Source organism: Rhodospira trueperi (assembly GCF_900101965.1).
Taxonomy (GTDB): Bacteria; Pseudomonadota; Alphaproteobacteria; order Rhodospirillales; family Rhodospirillaceae; genus Rhodospira; species Rhodospira trueperi.
In genome coordinates this window covers 161364-180417 of sequence record NZ_FNAP01000001.1, presented here as the reverse complement: position 1 = coordinate 180417, position 19054 = coordinate 161364, and the positions used below count along the sequence as shown (strand labels likewise).

The window sequence follows — 19054 nt, the reverse complement described above, 5'->3', positions numbered from 1 at the left end:
ATCACGCAACGCGCTCTCATTATTTGACATTTAGACAGATCGTCGTCGCGATCCGTTGCGGATCGCTCCGGATTTCCTCTCCCCCGGATTTTGGTTTGCCGAACGCCCGTCAAAGGGACTAAACAGCGGGTCCCCCCTTCCGACCACGCCGGACCCGCCATGACCGACATTCCGCACGCCGCCCTGTTGCCGAACGGCCTGAGTGACGTCCTGCCGCCCCGGGCCGAGCACGAGGCGCACATCGTCGAACAGCTCATGGCCTTCGTCGCCGGCCATGGCTACCACCGCGTCAAACCGCCCCTGATCGAGTTCGAGGACGGACTGTTGTCCGGGGCCGGCGCCGCCCTGACCCGCGACACGTTCCGGGTCATGGACCCGGTGTCACAGCGCATGATGGCCGTGCGCCCGGACTTCACGGTGCAGATCGGCCGCATCGCCACAAGCCGGCTGGCGCGGACGCCACGGCCCTTGAGGCTGTGCTACGCCGGGCAGGTGCTGCGCGTGCGCGGCACGCAACTGAGGCCGGAGCGCCAGTTCACCCAGGTCGGCGCCGAACTGATCGGCGCCACTGGCGAGGCCGCAGAGGCGGAGGTGATCGTCCTGGTGGCCGAGGCCCTAGAGGCCGTTGGCGCCGCCGACCTGACCCTCGACCTGAACCTGCCGACCCTTCTCGGGGTCCTGGTGGACGCCCACGGGCTGGACGCCGAGCACCACGCGGAGCTTCGCGCCGCCGTCGATCACAAGGACGTGGCGGCGGTGCGGACCCTGGCACCGTCCGGCCTGGGCGGGCTTCTTGTATCCCTGATCCAGGCCACCGGCCCGGCGCAGGAAACACTGGCGGAGATCGGCGGGCTTGGCCTGCCAGACCCAGCGGCCGAACGGGTGGCCGCCCTGGGCCGCTTGGTGGCCCGTATCGAGTCCGCGCATCCCGGCCTGCCCCTGACCGTTGACGTGCTGGAAAGCCGGGGCTTCGAATACTACACTGGCATCGGCTTTTCGGTCTTCGCCCGCCGGGCACGGGGCGAACTGGCGCGCGGCGGACGCTACGGTGCCGGACCCGGGGACTCGGCGGAGCCCTCCGCCGGCTTCACCCTGATGATGGACGCCGTGCTGGATGCGGTGCCCCCGGCCGCGTCCCCGGCGCGAGGTCTGGCTCCGCCCGGCCACGACCGCGCCCTCGCTGCCCGCCTGCGCCGCGAGGGCTGGATCGTACTTAATGCCCTGGACGGCACCGACGACCCGGCGGCTGAGGCGCGTCGTCTCGGCTGCACCCATCTGCTTGGCGCGAGTGGCCCCGAGGGTTTGGACTGACCCAAACGACAGGCGCGCACGGTCGACCACGCAACACCGGATTGTCGTACCGGGGACGCCCAGACCGTATTGGCGGAATGAACCCCATTGCCGTTTGGTTGTTCCTGGGGCATCATGCACGCATGCTCACGCTTGCCGCCACGCCCGCCATGTCTTTGTCCGACTCCGACCTGCGCGACTGGTTGCGGCTGATCCGCAGCGAGAATGTGGGGCCAATCACCTTCCACCGGCTGCTGCGCCAGTACGGCACGGCGGCGGCGGCGCTGGAGTCCCTGCCGGCGCTGGCGCGGCGCGGCGGGCGCGGCAAGCCGCTGCGCGTGTGTTCCAAGTCCGCCGCCGAGCGGGAGTTGGAGGCGGCGGGCAAGGCCGGGGTCACCGTTCTGGCCCATGGAACGCCGGGCTATCCGCGCACCCTCGCCCCGCTGGAAGACAGCCCGCCCCTGCTGTTCGCGCGCGGACACGTCGCCCTGCTGGAGCGGCCGGGCGTGGCCATCGTCGGTGCCCGCAATGCCTCGCTGAACGGGCGCAAGCTGGCGCATCGGCTGGCCCAGGATCTCGCCCGCGCCGACCTGCTGGTGGTCTCCGGCATGGCCCGGGGCATCGACACCGCCGCGCATCGGGGGGCGCTGGGGGGCGCCACGGCGGCGGTGTTGGCCGGGGGCGTGGACGTGGTCTATCCGCCCGAGAACCAGGAGCTTTACGACGCCCTGACGCAACAGGGACTGGTGGTCTCGGAAATGCCGCTGGGCGAGGCCCCTCAGGCCCGCCACTTTCCCCGCCGCAACCGAATCATCTCCGGCATGGCGCTGGGGGTGGTGGTGGTCGAGGCGGCGGGCCGCTCCGGCTCGCTGATCACCGCCCGGCTGGCGGGCGAACAGGGGCGCGAGGTCTTCGCCGTGCCCGGCTCTCCGCTGGATGCCCGCGCCGCCGGTCCCAACGGACTGTTGCGCGATGGTGCCACCTTGACAGAAACCGCCGACGACGTGCTGAGGGGCCTCGCCGACCTGTTGCGCGCCCCGCTGGCGGAGCCGGACGCGGCGGAATTCCGCGCCCGGCCAGCATCGCCGCCCCCGGACGCAGAGGTCGATGCGGCACGCGAGATCATCGTCGAGGCGCTCGGTCCGGTTCCGGTGACGGTTGACGAACTCATTCGCGGCTGCCAATTGTCCGTATCCGTCGTCGCGACCGTCCTGCTCGAACTGGAACTGGCGGGCCGCCTGGACCGCCTGCCGGGGGGGCGGGTCGCGCTTCTGACAACGCCCTGACCGGCCGGCGTCCTGTCCGCCCGGCGGGGTGGTTCACGTCCGGACTGGATGAAAGGCGCCCGTCGCTCATGCGCGTTGTCGTTGTGGAATCGCCGGCCAAGGCCAAGACCATCAACAAGTACCTTGGGGATGACTTCAAGGTGCTGGCGTCGTTCGGCCACGTCCGGGACCTGCCGGCGAAGGATGGGTCCGTCGATCCGGACCAGGACTTCGCCATGAAATGGGATGTGGACCCGAAGTCGGAAAAACACCTGCGCGAGATCACCGAGGCGGTCCGGAAGGCCGATGCGCTCTATCTGGCCACCGACCCCGACCGCGAGGGAGAGGCCATCTCCTGGCATGTCCGCGACGTGCTGGCCCAGCGCAAGGTGCTGGGAGAGAAGCCGGTTCACCGCATCACCTTCAATGCCATCACCAAATCGGCCGTCAACGACGCCATGGCGGCGCCGCGTGACCTGCACCAGGAGCTGATCGAGGCCTATCTGGCCCGGCGCGCGCTGGACTATCTGGTGGGATTCACGCTCTCGCCCGTGCTGTGGCGCAAGCTGCCCGGCAGCCGCTCGGCCGGCCGCGTGCAGTCGGTGGCGCTGCGCCTGATCTGCGACCGCGAGGCGGAGATCGAGCGCTTCAAGGCGCGCGAGTACTGGACCGTCGAGGCCTTGATGGCCACCACGACGGCCGGCGGTGGCCAGACCTTCACCGCCCGCCTGACCCACCTGGACGGCAAGAAGCTGGACAAGTACGGGCTGCCCGACGAGACCGCCGCGCGCGCGGCCGAGGCCGCCATCACCGGCACGTCGTTCAGCGTCGGCAAGGTCGAACGCAAGACCGCGAAACGCCACCCGGCGCCGCCCTTCACCACCTCGACCCTTCAGCAGGAGGCGTCCCGCAAGCTGTACTTCTCCGCCTCGCGCACCATGAGCGTCGCCCAGCGCCTCTACGAGGGCATCACCCTGGGCGGCGAGACGGTCGGCCTGATCACCTACATGCGAACCGACGGCGTGCAGATGGCGCCCGAGGCCATCCACGCCACCCGCGCCACCATCGAGCGCGACTTCGGCGGCCGCTACGTGCCGGACGCGCCCCGCATGTACAAGACCAAGGCCAAGAACGCCCAGGAAGCGCACGAGGCCATTCGCCCCACCGATCCCGGCCGCACCCCGGCCATGGTGGCGCCCTACCTCAGCAAGGAACAACTGTCGCTCTATGAACTGGTCTGGAAGCGCACCATCGCCAGCCAGATGGCCAGCGCCGAACTGGATCAGGTCGCGGTCGATCTGACGGCGGCCGACGGCCGCGCGGTGCTGCGGGCCAACGGCTCGGTGGTCACCTTCGACGGCTTCCTGAAGGTGTACCTTGAGGACCGCGACGATTCGGCGGAGGGCGACGACGACTCCAACCGCCTGCTTCCGCCAATGAAGGAAGGCGACGCCGTGGACCGGCGCGAGGTGAAGGCCGAACAGCACTTTACCCAGCCGCCGCCGCGTTTCACCGAGGCCAGTCTGGTCAAGAGGATGGAGGAGTTGGGCATCGGCCGCCCCTCCACCTACGCCAGCATCCTGTCGGTGTTGCAGAATCGCGAGTACGTGAAGCTGGAAAGCCGCCGATTCGTGCCGGAGGACCGGGGCCGCATCGTCACGGCGTTCCTGGAGAACTTCTTCGCCCGCTACGTGGAGTACTCGTTCACCGCCGACCTTGAGAACAAGTTGGACGAGATCTCGGCCGGTGCCCTGGGATACCGGGCGGTGCTGCGCGAGTTCTGGACCGATTTCAAGGCGGCGGTCGACCAGATCCAAGGTCTGCGCGTCGCCAATGTGCTGGATGCTCTGGACGCGGAACTGGGCCCGCACCTGTTCCCCGAGCCCGAGGACGGCGGCGCCGACCCGCGCGCCTGTCCGACGTGCGGCGACGGCCGGCTGGGACTCCGAATCGGCAAGTTCGGTGCCTTCATCGGCTGCTCGAACTATCCCGAATGCCGCTACACGCGCCAGCTTGTGGCCACCGCAAACGATGACGGCGGGGCCGAGGATCTGGCCGCCGGCCCGCGCGAATTGGGCACCGATCCGGAGACGGGCAAGCCGGTGACGCTGCGCAAGGGACCGTACGGGCTGTACGTCCAGTTGGGCGAACAGGAGCAGATCGGTGAGACCAAGACCGGCAAGCCCAAGATGGGTCCGAAGCCGCCGCGCGCCTCGCTGCCGCAGGGGCTGGACGCCGCCCGCGTTGACCTTCAGGTGGCGTTGGGCCTGCTGGCCCTGCCGCGCGACGTCGGGCCGCACCCCGAAGACGGCGCCATGATTCAGGCCGGCCTGGGTCGATTCGGTCCCTACCTGAAGCACAACGACGGCTATAAGTCGCTCCCGAAGGACGACGACCCGCTTCTCGTGCTGACCATCGGGCTGAACCGGGCGGTCGATCTGCTGGCGCAACAGGGCGGCGGACGCAAGCGCATGGCCGCCCGGGCGCTGGGCAACCATCCTACCGACGGCAAGCCGGTCACGCTGAAGGACGGCCGCTTCGGCCCCTATGTCGAGCACGGCAAGGCCCGCGCCTCGCTGCTGAAGGCCGACCGCGAGAACATCGACGGCCTGACCCTGGACCGCGCCATTGAACTGATCCGGCTGAAGGCCGAAAAGGACGCCGCCAAGACGGACTCCGGCGGCAAGGCCGGGCGAACCACGTCCAAGGGACCCGCCAAGGACACTGGAAGCGGGCGTAAAACCGCCACCAAGAGTTCCTCCCGCAAGACGGCCTCCGCCCGATAGGCCCGACGGATCGACCCGGACTCGTTCCGACTCAGGGTTGGCGAGGCGTGGTCACGGGCGCATGCGAAGCCCGAAATACCTGTATCTGTCGGTTGAAGCCATGAATGCCTTCGGCCGCTTCGCCCTGCATGAGTTGTGCGGTCAAGCGTGCAGGACCTTTTCATGGAATATTCCCACGTTAAGTTCGTCTCATTCTTTTGGAGGAGTATACGTTCCTTCGAGAATCGGGTATCACCAAGGAACACGTTGCCAGCGGGCACGAAAAGCGGTCAAAAAAGGATCGTCACGGTCCACAAGAGACCCAGGCACGTTCTCGTTGGGAGGAAACGCGATCACCGGCACCGTGTGGTGACAGGGATGATGGCATGATTCTAAAGCAACAGGACAACACCGCCGTGGTGCATCTGTCCGGCGCGTTGACGCACACGGCCTTCGGCCGGTTCAACGACGTTCTGGATCACATGCGGGCGACCGGGGCGCAGAGTTACGTTCTGGATCTCGCCGAGGTTCCGTTCATCGACTCCAGCGGAATCGGCATGCTACTGATGAGCCAGGAAGTGGCGGAACAGCGCGAGTGCTCGCTCACGCTTCGATGCGTCGAACCGGCCGTGTGGTCGATCTTGGAACAGGCCCACGTCACCGAGCTTTTCGTTCTGGAGGACGGCCGGACCTCAGAAGCGGCCTGACGTTTGCGGGGCGGAGCGGAACCGGGGGGGGAAGCAAACCATGGATGTCTTTGCACATCTGTCGGGACACCGGGACAGCAACGAATCCGGATCGGACGATCCCATGGCCGGCGCCGGCCAGCCGACCACGCATGGCCGAACGGCAGTGCGAGCGCGACTGAACGGGATGCCGTGTCTTGTCAGCGTCCTCGACACCGACGCCGATGTGGTCTCCGGGGCTCTGGCGATTCCCCCCTTCGCCGGGGAACGCGCTCCGCTTCCGCCAAAGGGACAGCGGGCCACGTTGGAACTGGTCGAGTCGGAACCGCGCGACTGCGACCCCATCGAGATTATGGTTTCGGCGTCCAATCGCCGCACCGGACGGTTCACCGCCCAGGTGTTGGCCCTGTCCGAGGAACAGGCGGAGTGCCTGCGACCGTGACAGCAGCCCGTCCGGCCGGCCGGCGCCCATGAGCGCCCAGCACCTCGCGGTTCAGATCATCGGCGGCGGCCTCGCGGGCAGCGAGGCGGCGTGGCAGTGTGCCCGGCGGGGCCTTGCCGTTGCCCTCACTGAGATGCGCCCCGTCCGGGCGACCGACGCACACGTCACCGACGGGCTGGCTGAACTGGTGTGCTCTAACTCCTTCCGCTCCGACGATGCCGAGGGCAACGCCGTCGGCCTGCTGCACGCGGAGATGCGCCGCCTGGACTCCCTGGTGATGGCGGCGGCCGACCGCAACAAGGTGCCGGCCGGGGGCGCGCTGGCCGTGGACCGCGAGGCATTCTCGCGTGATGTCCAGGCCGCGTTGGAGAGCCACCCCAACGTCACGGTCACGCGCGGCGAGATCACCGCCTTGCCCGACGCGGACGACGGCCCGACGATCATCGCCACCGGCCCGCTGACGTCGCCGGCTCTCGCCGAAGCGATCCGCGCCGAGACCGGCGAGAACCACCTCGCCTTCTTCGATGCCATCGCCCCCATCGTCCACAGGGACAGCATCGACATGGACGTGGCGTGGTTCCAGTCGCGCTATGACAAGGGCTCGGGCTCGGACTACATCAACTGCCCCATGGACCGCGCCCAATACGATGCCTTCATCGACACGCTGCTGAGCGCCGAAACGGTGGCCTTCAAGGAATGGGAGGGCACACCGTACTTCGAAGGTTGCCTGCCCATCGAGGTGATGGCCGAACGCGGCCGCGAAACGCTGGCCCACGGCCCCATGAAGCCGGTCGGCCTGACCAACCCGCGCGCCCCTGACCGCAAGCCCCACGCCATCGTCCAACTGCGCCAGGACAACGCGCTGGGCACGCTGTACAATATCGTCGGCTTTCAGACCAAGCTGCGCCACGGCGAGCAGGCGCGCATCTTCCGCATGATCCCGGGTCTGGAGCGGGCCGAGTTCGCCCGCCTGGGCGGCATCCACCGCAACACGTTCCTGAACAGTCCGCGCCTGCTGGACGGCACGCTGCGCCTGAAGAGCAGGCCCTGGGTTCGTTTTGCCGGGCAGGTGACGGGCTGCGAGGGCTATGTGGAAAGCGCCGCCGTGGGCCTTCTGGCCGGGCTGTTCACGGCCGCCGAGGCATGGGGCGAGGCGGTCATGCCACCGCCGGGCACGACGGCTTTGGGCGCCTTGCTGAACCACATCACCAACCCGGCCCACGCCGAGACGTTCCAGCCCATGAACGTCAACTTCGGTCTGTTCCCGGAGCTGCCCCCGGAGCTGACCCGGGTGGGCAAGCGCAAGCTGCGCGGCCGCGACCGCAAGGCGGTGTACGGACGGCGGGCGCTGGAGGATCTGGCCGGGTGGATGAGGTTGCCTAACCGTAGGTTGGGGTGAGGCGCGACGCGCCGAACCCCAACACACCCGTCCGGTGTTGGGGTTCGCTCCGCTCACCCCAACCTACAGGGCTGCGTGAGTGATCTCGCGGACGGGGCCGGTTCCGTCCGCTCAGAACGCCGCCACCACCCCATCCGCGCGCGGGTCCGCCGCCCCCTCCAACACGCCATCGGGCCGGCGCACGATGGCGCCGGCGTGACCGGTGACCTCGTCGAACGCCTCTAACCGCGACACCGTGTGCCCGGCCGCCTCCAGCGCCGCGATCACCGCCGGGTCCACCCGGTTTTCGATCTTCACGTCGTCGGGGCGGCCCACCCAGGTACGGCCGAGCATCCAGCGCGGCGCGGTCACGGCGGCCTGGAGCGGCTGCCCGAACAGCACATGGCGGGTGAAGATCTCCGCCTGCACCTGCGGCTGGGCATCGCCGCCCATGGTGCCGTAGACCATCATGGAGCCGTCGTTCAGCCGCGCGATGGGCGGGTTCAGGGTATGGAACGGGCGCCGCCCCGGGATCAGCGCATTGGGCTTGTCCGGATCAAGCTGGAAGCTCGTGCCCCGGTTCTGCCAAACGATCCCGGTGTCAGTCAGCACCGCGCCCGAGCCGAAATCGTGATACAGGCTCTGGATGCAGCTCACGGCCCGGCCGGCGCCGTCGATACAGCCCATCCAAACGGTATCGCCGTCCCCGATCCGGTCGGCCGCCGGCCACGGCGCGGCGCGGCGGCGGTCGATCCCGGCCGCCCCCTGGTCCAGCATGGTGTCCGTCAGGTACGTGCCCGCGTGCACGGCCATGTAGCGCGGATCAGTCACATGCCGGTTGCGGAGCGTGTACGCGACCTTGGCCGCCTCGATCAGGCCGTGGATATGGTCGAATCCCTCGGCCTCGGCGACCCCGAGACGCTCGAACAGGCCCAGGATCATCAGCGAGGACAGGCCCTGGGTCGGTGGCTGGGTGTTGTAGACCGTGCCGTGCGCCAACCTCAGGGCCAACGGCCGGCGCCGCGCCGACCGATGCCCCGCCAGATCGTCCGACAGCAACGGGCTCCCCAGGGCCTTCAGATCGGCCGCGACCGCCCGACCGATCTGGCCGCGATAGAAGTCATCCAGGCCGCGCTCGACCAAACCCCTCAGAGTCGCGGCCAGGGCCGGGTTGCGCCGCCGCGCGCCGGGGGCGGGCGGGTGTCCCCCGTCAAGGAACAGATCGGCGAAGTTGCGCAGGCCCGTCACTTGGTCGCCCACCCTTTCGGTCGCGCGAACGAGGGAGGTCGCCGCCGGACAGCCCGACTCGGCGTAGTGGATGGCGTCCTCCAGCAACCGCGCCAGCGGCAACGATCCATCCCAGTGACGCGCGCTCATCTCCAGCGCCGATGACCACCCGGAGACCGCGCCGGCCACCGTGTTGGCCGCCAGCGGACCTCGCACGGGGACCCCCTCCAGCCCTCGCGACCGGTAGAGATCAGCCGTGACCGCGCGACCGGCGGCGCCCGCGGCCTCAATGGACAGCGCGGGCCGCCCCGGCCGGGCCATCAGCCAGAACGCATCCCCGCCCAGCCCGTTCATGTGCGGATACACGACCGCGCAGGTCGCCGCGCAGGCCACCATGGCCTCGATGGCGTTTCCGCCCTCGCGCAGCACCCGCAGCCCCGCCTGTGCCGCCAAGTGGTGCGGCGCCGTCACCATGCCGCGCACGGCCGTCAGGGTATGCAGCATCGACCCGGGTCCATTCGTTGGCGTACGGAAGACATCCCCTGTATGCGGGATCGCATCCGCTTCCGTCCAGAGCCGAGTTGACGGCCGAAGCGGTTGCCCGGCCCCACGCCCCGGAGTAAGGAAGGAACGCCCCGCCCTGATGGAACACAGCGCCATGGCGAACGACTACACCCACAGCATCTACATGCCGATCCCGTGGGAGATCTTTCACCGGGACACCCGGGTGCTGGCCCAGCGGATCATCGCCGAACACCACCGCTATGACGGTATCATCGCCATTGCCCGGGGCGGCATGATCCCCGCCTGCATCATCGCCCGCGAACTGGACATTCGCACCGTCGAGGCGGTCAGCGTCGCCAGCTACGACGACCGCGCCCAGGGCGCGCCCCGCATGCTCAAAGGCGTGGACACCGACCTCGTCGGCGACGGCGACAACTGGCTGGTGATCGACGACTTGGTCGATTCCGGCGTGACCGCCAGTGTGGTCCGCAATCTGCTGCCTCGCGCCACCATCGCGACGGTTTACGCCAAGCCGGAAGGACAGGCCGCCGTGGACCTGTTCGCCGTCCCCGTTCAGAGTGAACTCTGGCTGCTGTTCCCCTGGGACGCCGAACTGAAGCCCAACGAACCGTTGGCGCGCCACCACGCGGGACCATCAAAGGGGGCTTGATGCCTGCGGGCCCCCTCGATTGAGACTGATACTTATTCAAAAAAAGATGTGGCCTCTCAAGATGGCCCTGACGACAATAGGGCGGAGAAGAGTCTCTTTCCTCGGCCAGCGTCTTGGCCCCGACCAAGGAACGCGCCCATGCGAGTCCGCCTGAGAGCCGTTTTGACCGCCGCGCTCTGCGCCTTGCTGATGGTCGCACCTTTCGCCCAGGTCAGGGCCGCGAGTACGGACGCGGCAGGACCACTCACCCTGGGCTTCATGCCCTATCTGAACGCTGAACACCTGATCGAAAAGTACACACCGCTGGCACGCTACCTGTCCGAGGCCCTTGACCGGCCCGTCCACATCACCGTCGCCCGCGACTACGCGGAACACATCCACCTGACCGGAGAGGACGCACTGGACATCTCCTTTCTGGGCGGCAGCCCTTATGTGGTGATCGGCGAGCAATACGGGCTCAAACCCCTGCTTGTCCGCTTCGAGTTCGACGGGATGCCCACCTTCCGATCGGTCATCGTGGTCGAGCGAGACAGTCCCTATCAGGAACTGTCCGACCTGGCGGGCACCCGCATGGCCTTCGGCAGCACCAATTCGACCCTCAGCACACAGGTTCCAGTGTACATGCTAATGCAGGCCGGCGTCCGGCTGGAGGACCTCGCCGACCGTAGCCATTTGCGCAACCATGAAAACGTCATCCTGGGCGTCCAGTTCGGCGACTTCGACGCCGGTGCGGTGGCCGAGGAAGTTTTTGTCGAGAACCGCGACAAACCGATCCGCGCCCTAGCCTATTCCAAGCCGCTGTCAACGCATGTGTTCGTCACACGCGCGACCATGGACCCGGCGTTGCGCGACAAGATCGCCCAAGCCCTGCTCACGCTGCGCGACCACCCGGACAGCACGGAAATCCTGGGCGCGATCAGCACCACCCTGACGGGGTTCGCGCCCGTAAGCGACAGCGATTATGACCCGCACCGGGACATCCTCACCGTCGTGCTCCCTGTTCTCAAGGATCAGTAGGTCCGCCATGGGACGCACGTTTCGGTACGGTCGATGGGTCCTGCTCTTCGTGATCGTTCTGATTCTGTCCCTGTTCACGTCCATTGCCAGCCTCCTGGTGCATACCCAACTGCGCAACCAGTTAATCGCGGGCGAAACCCGCAAGATGGAGGTCGAGGCCGCCCTGATCGGCGGTATTCTCACGGATACCATGCTGCGCAACGACTACGTCGAGGGGCAGCACCTTTTGGACGATTGGGTCTCCGACCGCCAGGATGTGGTGGTTCTGGACGTCACGCTCGACAACGGGCGGACGTTTTTCTCGTTCCGCCGCGCGGACAATGCGGAGACACCCCTGACACTCAAGCAAACGTTCCAGTACCGAAATCGCGTCCTGAGCCTGACGCTATGCCACGATGCCACGGAACTGCACGACGCCTTGGCCGCCCTGCGGCGCAGCCTGTTCCTGCTGGGCCTCTCGCTGATCGGCGTGACCACGCTGACGCTGTGGTACGTGCTGTTCCGCTGGATGGTGCGGCCGATGGAAGAGGAAATCACGGCCCGAACCCGCGACCTGAACGCAGCCCGCGACAGCCTGGAAGAGAAGGTGGCCGAGCGAACGGCCGCCCTGAAGAAAGAGGTTGAGATCCGCCGGCAGACGGAGGCCGAACTGCGCAAGCTCGGCATGGCGGTCGAACAGAACCCGGTGACCATCTTCATCACCGATCTGGCCGGCCGGATCGAATACGTGAATCCCAGATTCGAATTGATGACCGGTTACGCTCGCACGGAGGCCCTGGGCCAGACCCCGCGTCTCCTCAAGTCTCCCGAAACCCCGCAAATCGTTCACGAAACCATGTGGGCCACGGTTCTGGCAGGTCGTGATTGGCGCGGCGAACTCAAGGTCCGTCGCAAGGACGGACAGGAGTTCTGGGCGCACGTCTCGATCTCCCCCATCAAGGACCCGGACGGGACGATCACCCACTTCGTGGCGATGCACGAGGACATCACCGAACGCAAACAGGCCGAGGCCTCCATGGAGGAATCCCGGCACGCCGCCGAGCTGGCCAACAAGGCCAAGACGGAACTGCTGGCCAACATGAGCCATGAACTGCGCACGCCCCTGAACGCGATCATCGGCTTTTCGCAGACCATGCGCGACGGCCTGTTCGGCCCGCTCGGAAACGACAAATACGGGGAGTATGTCGATCATATCCATGCGTCCGGCTCGCACCTTCTGGACCTGATCAACGACATCCTGGACGTCGCCGCAGTGGAATCCGGCCGGCTGACCCTGAACGAGGAGGAGGTGGACCTCGCCGACGTTCAGCAATCCGCCATCGAGTTCCTCGCCTCACAGGCCCGCGAGGCCGGCGTCACCCTGGCCAACGCCATCGGCTCCGATCTGCCCCGGTTGCTGGCCGACCACCGCCGGCTGCGCCAGATCCTGCTGAACGTGCTGTCCAACGCCATCAAGTTCACGCCCCAAGGCGGCCGCATAGACAGCGCCGCCCGGCGCGACGACGACGGCGGACTCGTGATCACGGTGCGCGACACGGGCATCGGCATGGACGAACAGGGGCTCATCACCGCAATGACCAAGTTCGGTCAGGTGGACAGCTCATTGGCCCGCAAGCACGAGGGCACCGGCCTGGGACTGCCGCTGACCAAGGGTCTTGTCGAGTTGCACGACGGCCGGTTGCACCTGACCAGCGCGCCGAACGAAGGCACGACGGTGACAATCCGGCTACCGCCCTGGCGCGTGCTTGATCCGGAAACCGTGGATGCAGACATTTAGCCCGGTCGTCCCACCTGCACGAAAACCCGGGATTGGAGACCCCGCCTTGTGACCCTAGAGCGGTTCTGACATGATCTGGCATTAGCCATTGTCATGACATCTTCGGTGACGGTGCGTGGATGGCTGATCGGCGCCACATACGGCGAGATCCGATGATTTTTGCAATCTAAGAGAGAACGGGAAACCACGGGTGTCCGCCGGAGCCCCCCACGATCCATTTGCAGTCGCCACGATGACCGGGCTGACCTCTCCTGGCCTGTCCGACGCCGTTCTGGCGGCCATCCCCCTGCCGGTGTTCGTCAAGGACGAGACCGGGCGCTACATTGCCTGCAATGACGCCCTCGCCGCGTTTCTCGGGTGCGGGCGGGAGGACGTCCTGGGACGAACGGCCTTCGACCTTCTCCCCTCCGACCTCGCCGAGGCCTATCAACGGGCCGATGACACCCTTCGCGCCACGGGTGGCCCCCAACGCTACGAGTCCGATGTCGAGTCACCGATCCACGGGCCGCGACGCGTCGTTTTCAACAAGACCCTGGTCACACCGCCGGACGGCGGGCCGCCCCTGATTGTCGGCATCATCGAGGACATCACGGACCTCGCACCATCGCGCAGCGACGCGCCGATCCGGGACGCCGTGCATCAGGCGTTGACGCGCTTTTCCGCCGACGCCCTGAAGACCTCGCTCGCGAAGGACCCGGCGCCTTTCCAAACGCTTCTGGCGGACATCGGCGCGGCCACGGGGACAGACCGCACCCGCTTCGACCGCTTCGACGAGGACGATCCCGGTGTCGTCGCGCTGTCTCTTCACTGGATTCGCCCCGAGGTATTCGCGAACGCCAATCAGGAGGCCCCCCAGCCCCTGCGCGTCGACGCCCTACCATGGGTGTCGGACCGCCTGCGGGCCGGGCAGATTGTGAACATTCCGGATGTCGCCCTGCTGCCGGACCCGGCGGGCACGGATCGGGCTTCTCTCTCACGCGCGGGCGTCAAAGCCCTGCTGACGGTCCCCATCCGCCTCGACCGGATCGTGATCGGCCTGTTCGGAGTCGGCTCCCTGACCGCGCCGCGCGCCTGGACAGAGGAAGAGATCAGTCTCCTCCGCCTGACGGCCCACACCCTCGCCCAGGCCCTCGACCGTGATCGGATCGAAACGCGGCTTCGCGTCAGCGAACAGAACTTCCGCGCCCTGTTCGAGTCCATGCAGGACATGCTGTTCGTCGCCGGGCTCGACGGCCGCCTGCTGCACACCAACGCCGCCGCCGCCCGCCTGCTCGGATATCCACGCGAGGTTCTGTGCGGCATGTTGGTGACCGATCTCCACGATCCGGCGCTTCTTGAGCAGACCGCCACGCTCCGGGTTCAGGTGGCACAGGGCGAGGAGACCACCTTCGACCTGCCACTGCACACGAGCGCCGGGCGCACACTCCCGGCGCGGACCCATGCCTGGAGAGGCATCTGGAACGGCCAGCCCTGCATCTTCGCTGTCTCCCATGACATGACGGCCATCAGCGAGGCCGAACTCTGGTTCAAACGCCTGTTCCGCAATAATCCGGCACCGATGGCGCTAGCGACAGCCAGTGACGCAACCCTGGTGGATGTGAACGACGCCTTTCTGGCGACGACCGGCTATGACCGCGAAGAGGTGATCGGCCAAAGCACCGCCGCCCTGAACCTGCCCGTCGATCCGGACGCGTTCGATGCGGCATCCCGGCAGTTGCGGGAAAAAGGGCGCGTGGCGGGCGTGGAACTGCGCATCCGGCGCAAGGACGGAGGGATCCGGTACGGCCTATTTTATGGTGAACTGATCGCGGCCCACGACCGGCACGTTTTCCTGACCGTCATCACCGACGTGACGAAACGCAAGCGGACGGAGGAGGCACTGGCGAAGAGCGAGGAGCGCCTCCGGCTAGCCTTCGAGGCCGCCAGCGACGGGATTTGGGACTGGGATATCGCCAACGACACGATTGATTGGAACCCGCGATGCTTCGCAATGCTGGGGTTCCACCCCGGGGCCTTCCCGGTCTCTGTGCAAACGTGGCGGGACCTGTTGCACCCAGATGACCGCGAGGTCGCTGCCGCCACGGTCGCCGCGCACATCAATGAAGGCAAGGCTTGGGCCCTGGAATTCCGCCTGCGGCGGACCGACGGAACTTGGTTGTGGGTGCTGGGGCGCGGCCGTCCCGTGGCCTGGGACGAGGCCGGACAGCCGACCCGGGCCGTCGGCACGCACACCGACATCGACGGCATGAAGCAGGTTCAGCAATCCCTGATTGAGGCTCGGCAGGCGGCGGAATACGCCAGCCTCGCCAAGTCCGAGTTCCTGGCCGGCATGAGCCATGAACTGCGCACGCCGCTCAATTCGATCCTCGGCTTTTCATCGGCCTTGCTGACGCCGGGTCCGACCGAAACCCGGGAGCTGAAAACCCGGAACTACCTGCAACACATCCACGGCTCGGGCGAGCACCTGCTTCAACTCATCAACGATATTCTCGATCTCTCGGCGGTCGAGGCGGGCAAGATGGTCCTTCAGGACGGGCCCATCGATGTGGTGGACGTCTGCCGCAACTGCATGACCATGGTCAGCAAACCGGCGGCCAAAGGCAATGTGGCCCTGATCTTCGAGGCCGGCCCTCGTCCCCCGGTCCTTCACGCTGACGAACGGCGCGTCAGGCAGGTCCTGCTCAACCTTTTGTCGAACTCCGTCAAGTTCACGCCGTCCGGCGGCCGGGTCACGCTGTCCATCCACGAACGGGACGACGGCACGCTGGCGTTGGTTGTCACCGACACAGGCATCGGCATGGACACGGCAGCCCTCGACAAGGCCATGAGGCCCTTCGAGCAGGTCGAGAACGTCCTCTCGCGGCGGCACGACGGGATCGGTCTCGGCCTGCCCCTCACCGCACGTCTGATGGACCTGCACGGCGGCACATTGTGCCTGGACAGCGAACCGGGAACCGGCACCACCGCGACCGCGACGTTTCCCGCCGCGCGGGTGCGCCCGGCGGACTGAGCCGCCGGCCTCCCCCGCGCCCTCAAACGACCTGGCAGACATCCTCGAACGCGGGCCGGGGCGCCCGGGGGAACAGCTTCGACGCGTCGCCGTATCCCAGATTGACCAGGAAATTCGACCGCCACGTCGTGCCGTCCAGGAACGCCGCGTCGACCTTGGCCTTGTCGAATCCGCTCATCGGACCACAATCCAGGCCGAGCGCCCGTGCGGCCATGATGAGATAGGCGCCCTGAAGGCTGCTGTTGCGGAACGCCGTCTCCTCAATGAACGCATCATTGCCCTCGAACCAGCTTTTCGCGTCCGCGTGCGGAAACAACTCCGGCAATCGATCATGGAACCGCATATCATGGCACACGATCACCGTGACCGGCGCGGTCATGGTCTTGTCCAGGTTGCCCTCCATCAGGCAGGGCGCGAGTTTCTCTTTCGCCGCCTTGCTTTTCACGAACACGAAGCGAGCCGGCTGGCAGTTGGCGCTTGTCGGAGCCATTTTCACCAGATCGTGCAGGCGCCGCAGGGTCGCCTCGTCAACATCCCCATCGCGCCATTGGGAATGCGTGCGGGCATCCTCAAACAGCAGGCCCAGGCCCCGGCCGTCCACCGTCGACACCGTGCGATCATCAAGCATATGTGGCTCTCCTTTCCGTCAGACCATGAAAGACGACGCTGCCCCTGTGACAACGGCCACGGGGACGGCGCGCCTTAACCCTTGCCCGGCACATGGGAACGGGGCCGGTGTCGTCAAGGGTACGGCCGGACGCGATGGTCGGATCGGGGTCCAACCGACTCCGGCCGCCACTTCACTGTGGAAATCGGAAAGAAAATATGGCAAAACAATACTGTGTATCGCTTTTTGAAAGTGATATCGCAAGATACGCATGACCCCCACCCTCTCAGCGCCGACTCGGTCACCCTCGCGCGCGCAACCGCGCCCCGCCGGTGACAGAGGGCAGCCCAACCCGGGGAGCACACAGGGTGAGACCTCCGTCCGCCCCATGGATGGAAAGACGTGAACCAGCGGCCCGTCGCCTTGGGATCGGCCGCCTGGACTGGCCGCGCCATCGCGTGGCCGGCGTTGTCATGCTGCTGTGCGCGCCACTGGCCGGCATCGCCCTGGCGGCGCAGTTTTCACCGCACGCGGCCACGGCTCAAAGCGAACCGCAGACGGCCACGGACACCCGCCGTGACATCCGGGAGATGTACGCGCACTCGAAAGACGAAGTCCCGCGCCTGACCGGACTGCTGACCCTCGTCGACAGGGAACGGGCGGCGGCCTCCGGAGACACCCGAAAGCGGTACGACAGGGTCCACGATCTTCTGACCGACGCCCGTGCCCGCCACGCCATCATCGTGCGCGATCTGGCGGGCGGGACCGGCCCCATGAATGAGGTCACGGCCCGCACCATCCACGCCGACTGGGACGCCGCCAAGGCAGCCACCCAACGGGCAGAGGGCCTTTACCGGGAGGCTCGGCGCCAAACGGATGTCCCCACAACACTGCCCGATCCGGCACCACCGCCCCCCACCGTGTCGCCTGCCACCGAAGCGGCGCCGGCCCCGGCTCTATTCCGGGTCCTGACCGCCTCATCGCCGCCCACGCCCACGCCCACGCCCACGCCCACGCCCACTCCGACACCCACTCCGGCGCCCGTCACGGGCTCGCCGCCGCAGGAACCGGCCCAAGCGCCGATCGAAGCGCCGAGCCGGCCCCCGCCCGTCCCTTCCGAGACTTCGGTTGCCGCGCCGACGCCCGATACGGCCGAACCGCCCGCGACGGCATCACCACCGGTGCCACGCCCCGCCCCACCCTCTCCGGCGCCGGCGCCGACGCCGCCGCTCCGTCCCGCCATCGTCAGCCCACGACCGCCAAGCGTGGCGGATGCCCGACCAGCGAGTCCGCCGCGCGCCGCCCTTTCCAACCCGCTGCGCACGCTGGATCCGCCGCCCCTGACAACGCGCACGGCCACGAGTGTGGCGCCGAGCGACACCCTGGGGCGCACCCTGCCCACACCGCCGACGGTGGAGATGACCGGTCCGGCCGCCCTGCCACCTCCGGGAACCCCGCCCTTCCATCGTGGTGGGGCCGCCGACTGGAACCCGTCCCTTAACCCGCTGGCCAGGCCGCCCGGCGATCCGTCGGTCATCGTCCACCCGGAATTCGCCGGTCCAGCCCGATCCGAGACCCTGCCCCCGCCGGTCCAAAGCCGGGCATACGCCTCCGACACGATACGCCGAACCCGTCCGCTGGAGATGCCCCCGCCGACCGAGTCCACGTTGCAAGGCTCCGACTCGATGCCCGATCCACCGATGCCGGACATCGCCGCACCAACCGCGCCTTCCGTGGCCCGGATCCCGCCGGCCGCTCCTCCCCCTCCCCCTCCCCCTCCACCAGAGCCGGACGCGGGACCCGCCGCCGCGCCGAACCCGCCGCCACCTCAGGCACCGGTTCCGCAGGCCGCACCACCGCAACCGCCAGCGGCCGACACGGTCCAGCCGTTCGCACTCGACCGCGAGACCCAGAGCGGCAACGCGGCGCCCAAACCGGATGACTCTCGGGCACAGTTCGCCGAAATCGCCGAGCAGGTCTCCGTACACCACGAAAAGACCAGGGACCTCCTTGGCCAGATCGATCCCGTCCGCGCAGACCTAGCCCAACGCATGGAGTCGTTGCCGCCCGCCGACCCGCGCCGCGCCGGCATGGAAGAGGTGCGGACAATCATCGACACCGCAGAAACCAACCTGAAGGCCGCCGAAACCAAATACGGCGCCCTGTCGGAGCAGTTGCGGGTCATTCTGGAGCTGGAGCCAGGCTCCCCCGTCACTTGGACCCCGCGCGACGCCGCACGGCAGGCCATCGCCGCCAGCACCAAGGCCAACCAGGGCGTGAACGGCCTCAAGCAGGCCATGGCCCGATTCGAGGAGGTCATGACCCAGCGCACCACCCGTCTCACGCCGGGGGCGCTGGCGCAGTAGATATCGGCCAACGCGGCCCTTCCCCGACGCACCGCCCTTTGCAAGCGGGG

The 19054-nt window shown here is 67.6% G+C and carries 13 protein-coding genes; 11 read left to right on the top strand and 2 right to left on the bottom strand.

From position 1 onward, the window contains the following. Positions 1–159: 159 nt before the first annotated feature. From BLS85_RS00820 to trmFO, 6 genes are all read left to right on the top strand, one after another. On the top strand, positions 160–1311 hold the full coding sequence (locus BLS85_RS00820) for an ATP phosphoribosyltransferase regulatory subunit (RefSeq protein ID WP_092780674.1): 1152 nt from the start codon (positions 160–162) through the stop codon (positions 1309–1311). A 122-nt stretch (positions 1312–1433) separates the two neighbouring features. Then, a complete protein-coding gene (dprA, locus tag BLS85_RS00815; RefSeq protein ID WP_092782052.1) occupies positions 1434–2576 on the top strand; it encodes a DNA-processing protein DprA in 1143 nt (380 codons plus the stop codon). Between the two features lie 68 nt (positions 2577–2644). Further along, a complete protein-coding gene (topA, locus tag BLS85_RS00810; RefSeq protein WP_092780671.1) occupies positions 2645–5341 on the top strand; it encodes a type I DNA topoisomerase in 2697 nt (898 codons plus the stop codon). 365 nt (positions 5342–5706) lie between these two features. After that, positions 5707–6027, top strand: coding sequence for an STAS domain-containing protein (locus tag BLS85_RS00805; protein WP_092780668.1), 321 nt, complete (start codon positions 5707–5709; stop codon positions 6025–6027). 40 nt (positions 6028–6067) lie between these two features. Next, on the top strand, positions 6068–6448 hold the full coding sequence (locus BLS85_RS00800; protein WP_092780665.1) for a hypothetical protein: 381 nt from the start codon (positions 6068–6070) through the stop codon (positions 6446–6448). Positions 6449–6476: 28 nt separating this feature from the next. Next, positions 6477–7847 carry a methylenetetrahydrofolate--tRNA-(uracil(54)-C(5))-methyltransferase (FADH(2)-oxidizing) TrmFO gene (gene trmFO / locus BLS85_RS00795; protein ID WP_092780663.1) on the top strand — a complete coding sequence of 457 codons (1371 nt, stop codon included), beginning with the start codon at positions 6477–6479 and terminating at the stop codon, positions 7845–7847. A 111-nt stretch (positions 7848–7958) separates the two neighbouring features. Here the strand turns inward: trmFO and BLS85_RS00790 are convergent, their stop codons facing one another. Further along, positions 7959–9557, bottom strand: a complete 1599-nt coding sequence (locus BLS85_RS00790; protein WP_092780660.1) for a gamma-glutamyltransferase family protein — start codon at positions 9555–9557, stop codon at positions 7959–7961. Between the two features lie 139 nt (positions 9558–9696). On the opposite strand from BLS85_RS00790, the gene gpt reads away from it, so the two are divergent. From gpt to BLS85_RS00770, 4 genes are all read left to right on the top strand, one after another. Next, positions 9697–10227, top strand: coding sequence for a xanthine phosphoribosyltransferase (gene gpt, locus BLS85_RS00785; protein WP_245699028.1), 531 nt, complete (start codon positions 9697–9699; stop codon positions 10225–10227). A 138-nt stretch (positions 10228–10365) separates the two neighbouring features. Beyond that, positions 10366–11244 carry a phosphate/phosphite/phosphonate ABC transporter substrate-binding protein gene (gene phnD, locus BLS85_RS00780; RefSeq protein WP_092780657.1) on the top strand — a complete coding sequence of 293 codons (879 nt, stop codon included), beginning with the start codon at positions 10366–10368 and terminating at the stop codon, positions 11242–11244. Positions 11245–11251: 7 nt separating this feature from the next. Then, positions 11252–13021 carry a sensor histidine kinase gene (locus BLS85_RS00775; RefSeq protein WP_176793228.1) on the top strand — a complete coding sequence of 590 codons (1770 nt, stop codon included), beginning with the start codon at positions 11252–11254 and terminating at the stop codon, positions 13019–13021. 232 nt (positions 13022–13253) lie between these two features. Next, positions 13254–16031, top strand: coding sequence for a PAS domain S-box protein (locus BLS85_RS00770; RefSeq protein WP_092780651.1), 2778 nt, complete (start codon positions 13254–13256; stop codon positions 16029–16031). A gap of 22 nt (positions 16032–16053) precedes the next feature. On the opposite strand, the gene BLS85_RS00765 is transcribed toward BLS85_RS00770, so the two are convergent. After that, positions 16054–16659 (bottom strand): malonic semialdehyde reductase, encoded by a 606-nt coding sequence (locus BLS85_RS00765; RefSeq protein ID WP_092780649.1) that lies wholly within the window; start codon positions 16657–16659, stop codon positions 16054–16056. 347 nt (positions 16660–17006) lie between these two features. Here BLS85_RS00765 and BLS85_RS00760 point away from each other — a divergent pair, with 347 nt between their 5' ends. Further along, a complete protein-coding gene (locus BLS85_RS00760) occupies positions 17007–19004 on the top strand; it encodes a hypothetical protein (protein WP_143027041.1) in 1998 nt (665 codons plus the stop codon). Positions 19005–19054: the final 50 nt, after the last annotated feature.

Bases quoted from the DNA above. Each gene is read 5' to 3' on its own strand.
- BLS85_RS00820 (WP_092780674.1), top strand. From the start codon at position 160: ATGACCGACATTCCGCACGCCGCCCTGTTGCCGAACGGCCTGAGTGAC.
- dprA (WP_092782052.1), top strand. From the start codon at position 1,434: ATGCTCACGCTTGCCGCCACGCCCGCCATGTCTTTGTCCGACTCCGAC.
- topA (WP_092780671.1), top strand. From the start codon at position 2,645: ATGCGCGTTGTCGTTGTGGAATCGCCGGCCAAGGCCAAGACCATCAAC.
- BLS85_RS00805 (WP_092780668.1), top strand. From the start codon at position 5,707: ATGATTCTAAAGCAACAGGACAACACCGCCGTGGTGCATCTGTCCGGC.
- BLS85_RS00800 (WP_092780665.1), top strand. From the start codon at position 6,068: ATGGATGTCTTTGCACATCTGTCGGGACACCGGGACAGCAACGAATCC.
- trmFO (WP_092780663.1), top strand. From the start codon at position 6,477: ATGAGCGCCCAGCACCTCGCGGTTCAGATCATCGGCGGCGGCCTCGCG.
- BLS85_RS00790 (WP_092780660.1), bottom strand. From the start codon at position 9,557: ATGCTGCATACCCTGACGGCCGTGCGCGGCATGGTGACGGCGCCGCAC.
- gpt (WP_245699028.1), top strand. From the start codon at position 9,697: ATGGAACACAGCGCCATGGCGAACGACTACACCCACAGCATCTACATG.
- phnD (WP_092780657.1), top strand. From the start codon at position 10,366: ATGCGAGTCCGCCTGAGAGCCGTTTTGACCGCCGCGCTCTGCGCCTTG.
- BLS85_RS00775 (WP_176793228.1), top strand. From the start codon at position 11,252: ATGGGACGCACGTTTCGGTACGGTCGATGGGTCCTGCTCTTCGTGATC.
- BLS85_RS00770 (WP_092780651.1), top strand. From the start codon at position 13,254: ATGACCGGGCTGACCTCTCCTGGCCTGTCCGACGCCGTTCTGGCGGCC.
- BLS85_RS00765 (WP_092780649.1), bottom strand. From the start codon at position 16,659: ATGCTTGATGATCGCACGGTGTCGACGGTGGACGGCCGGGGCCTGGGC.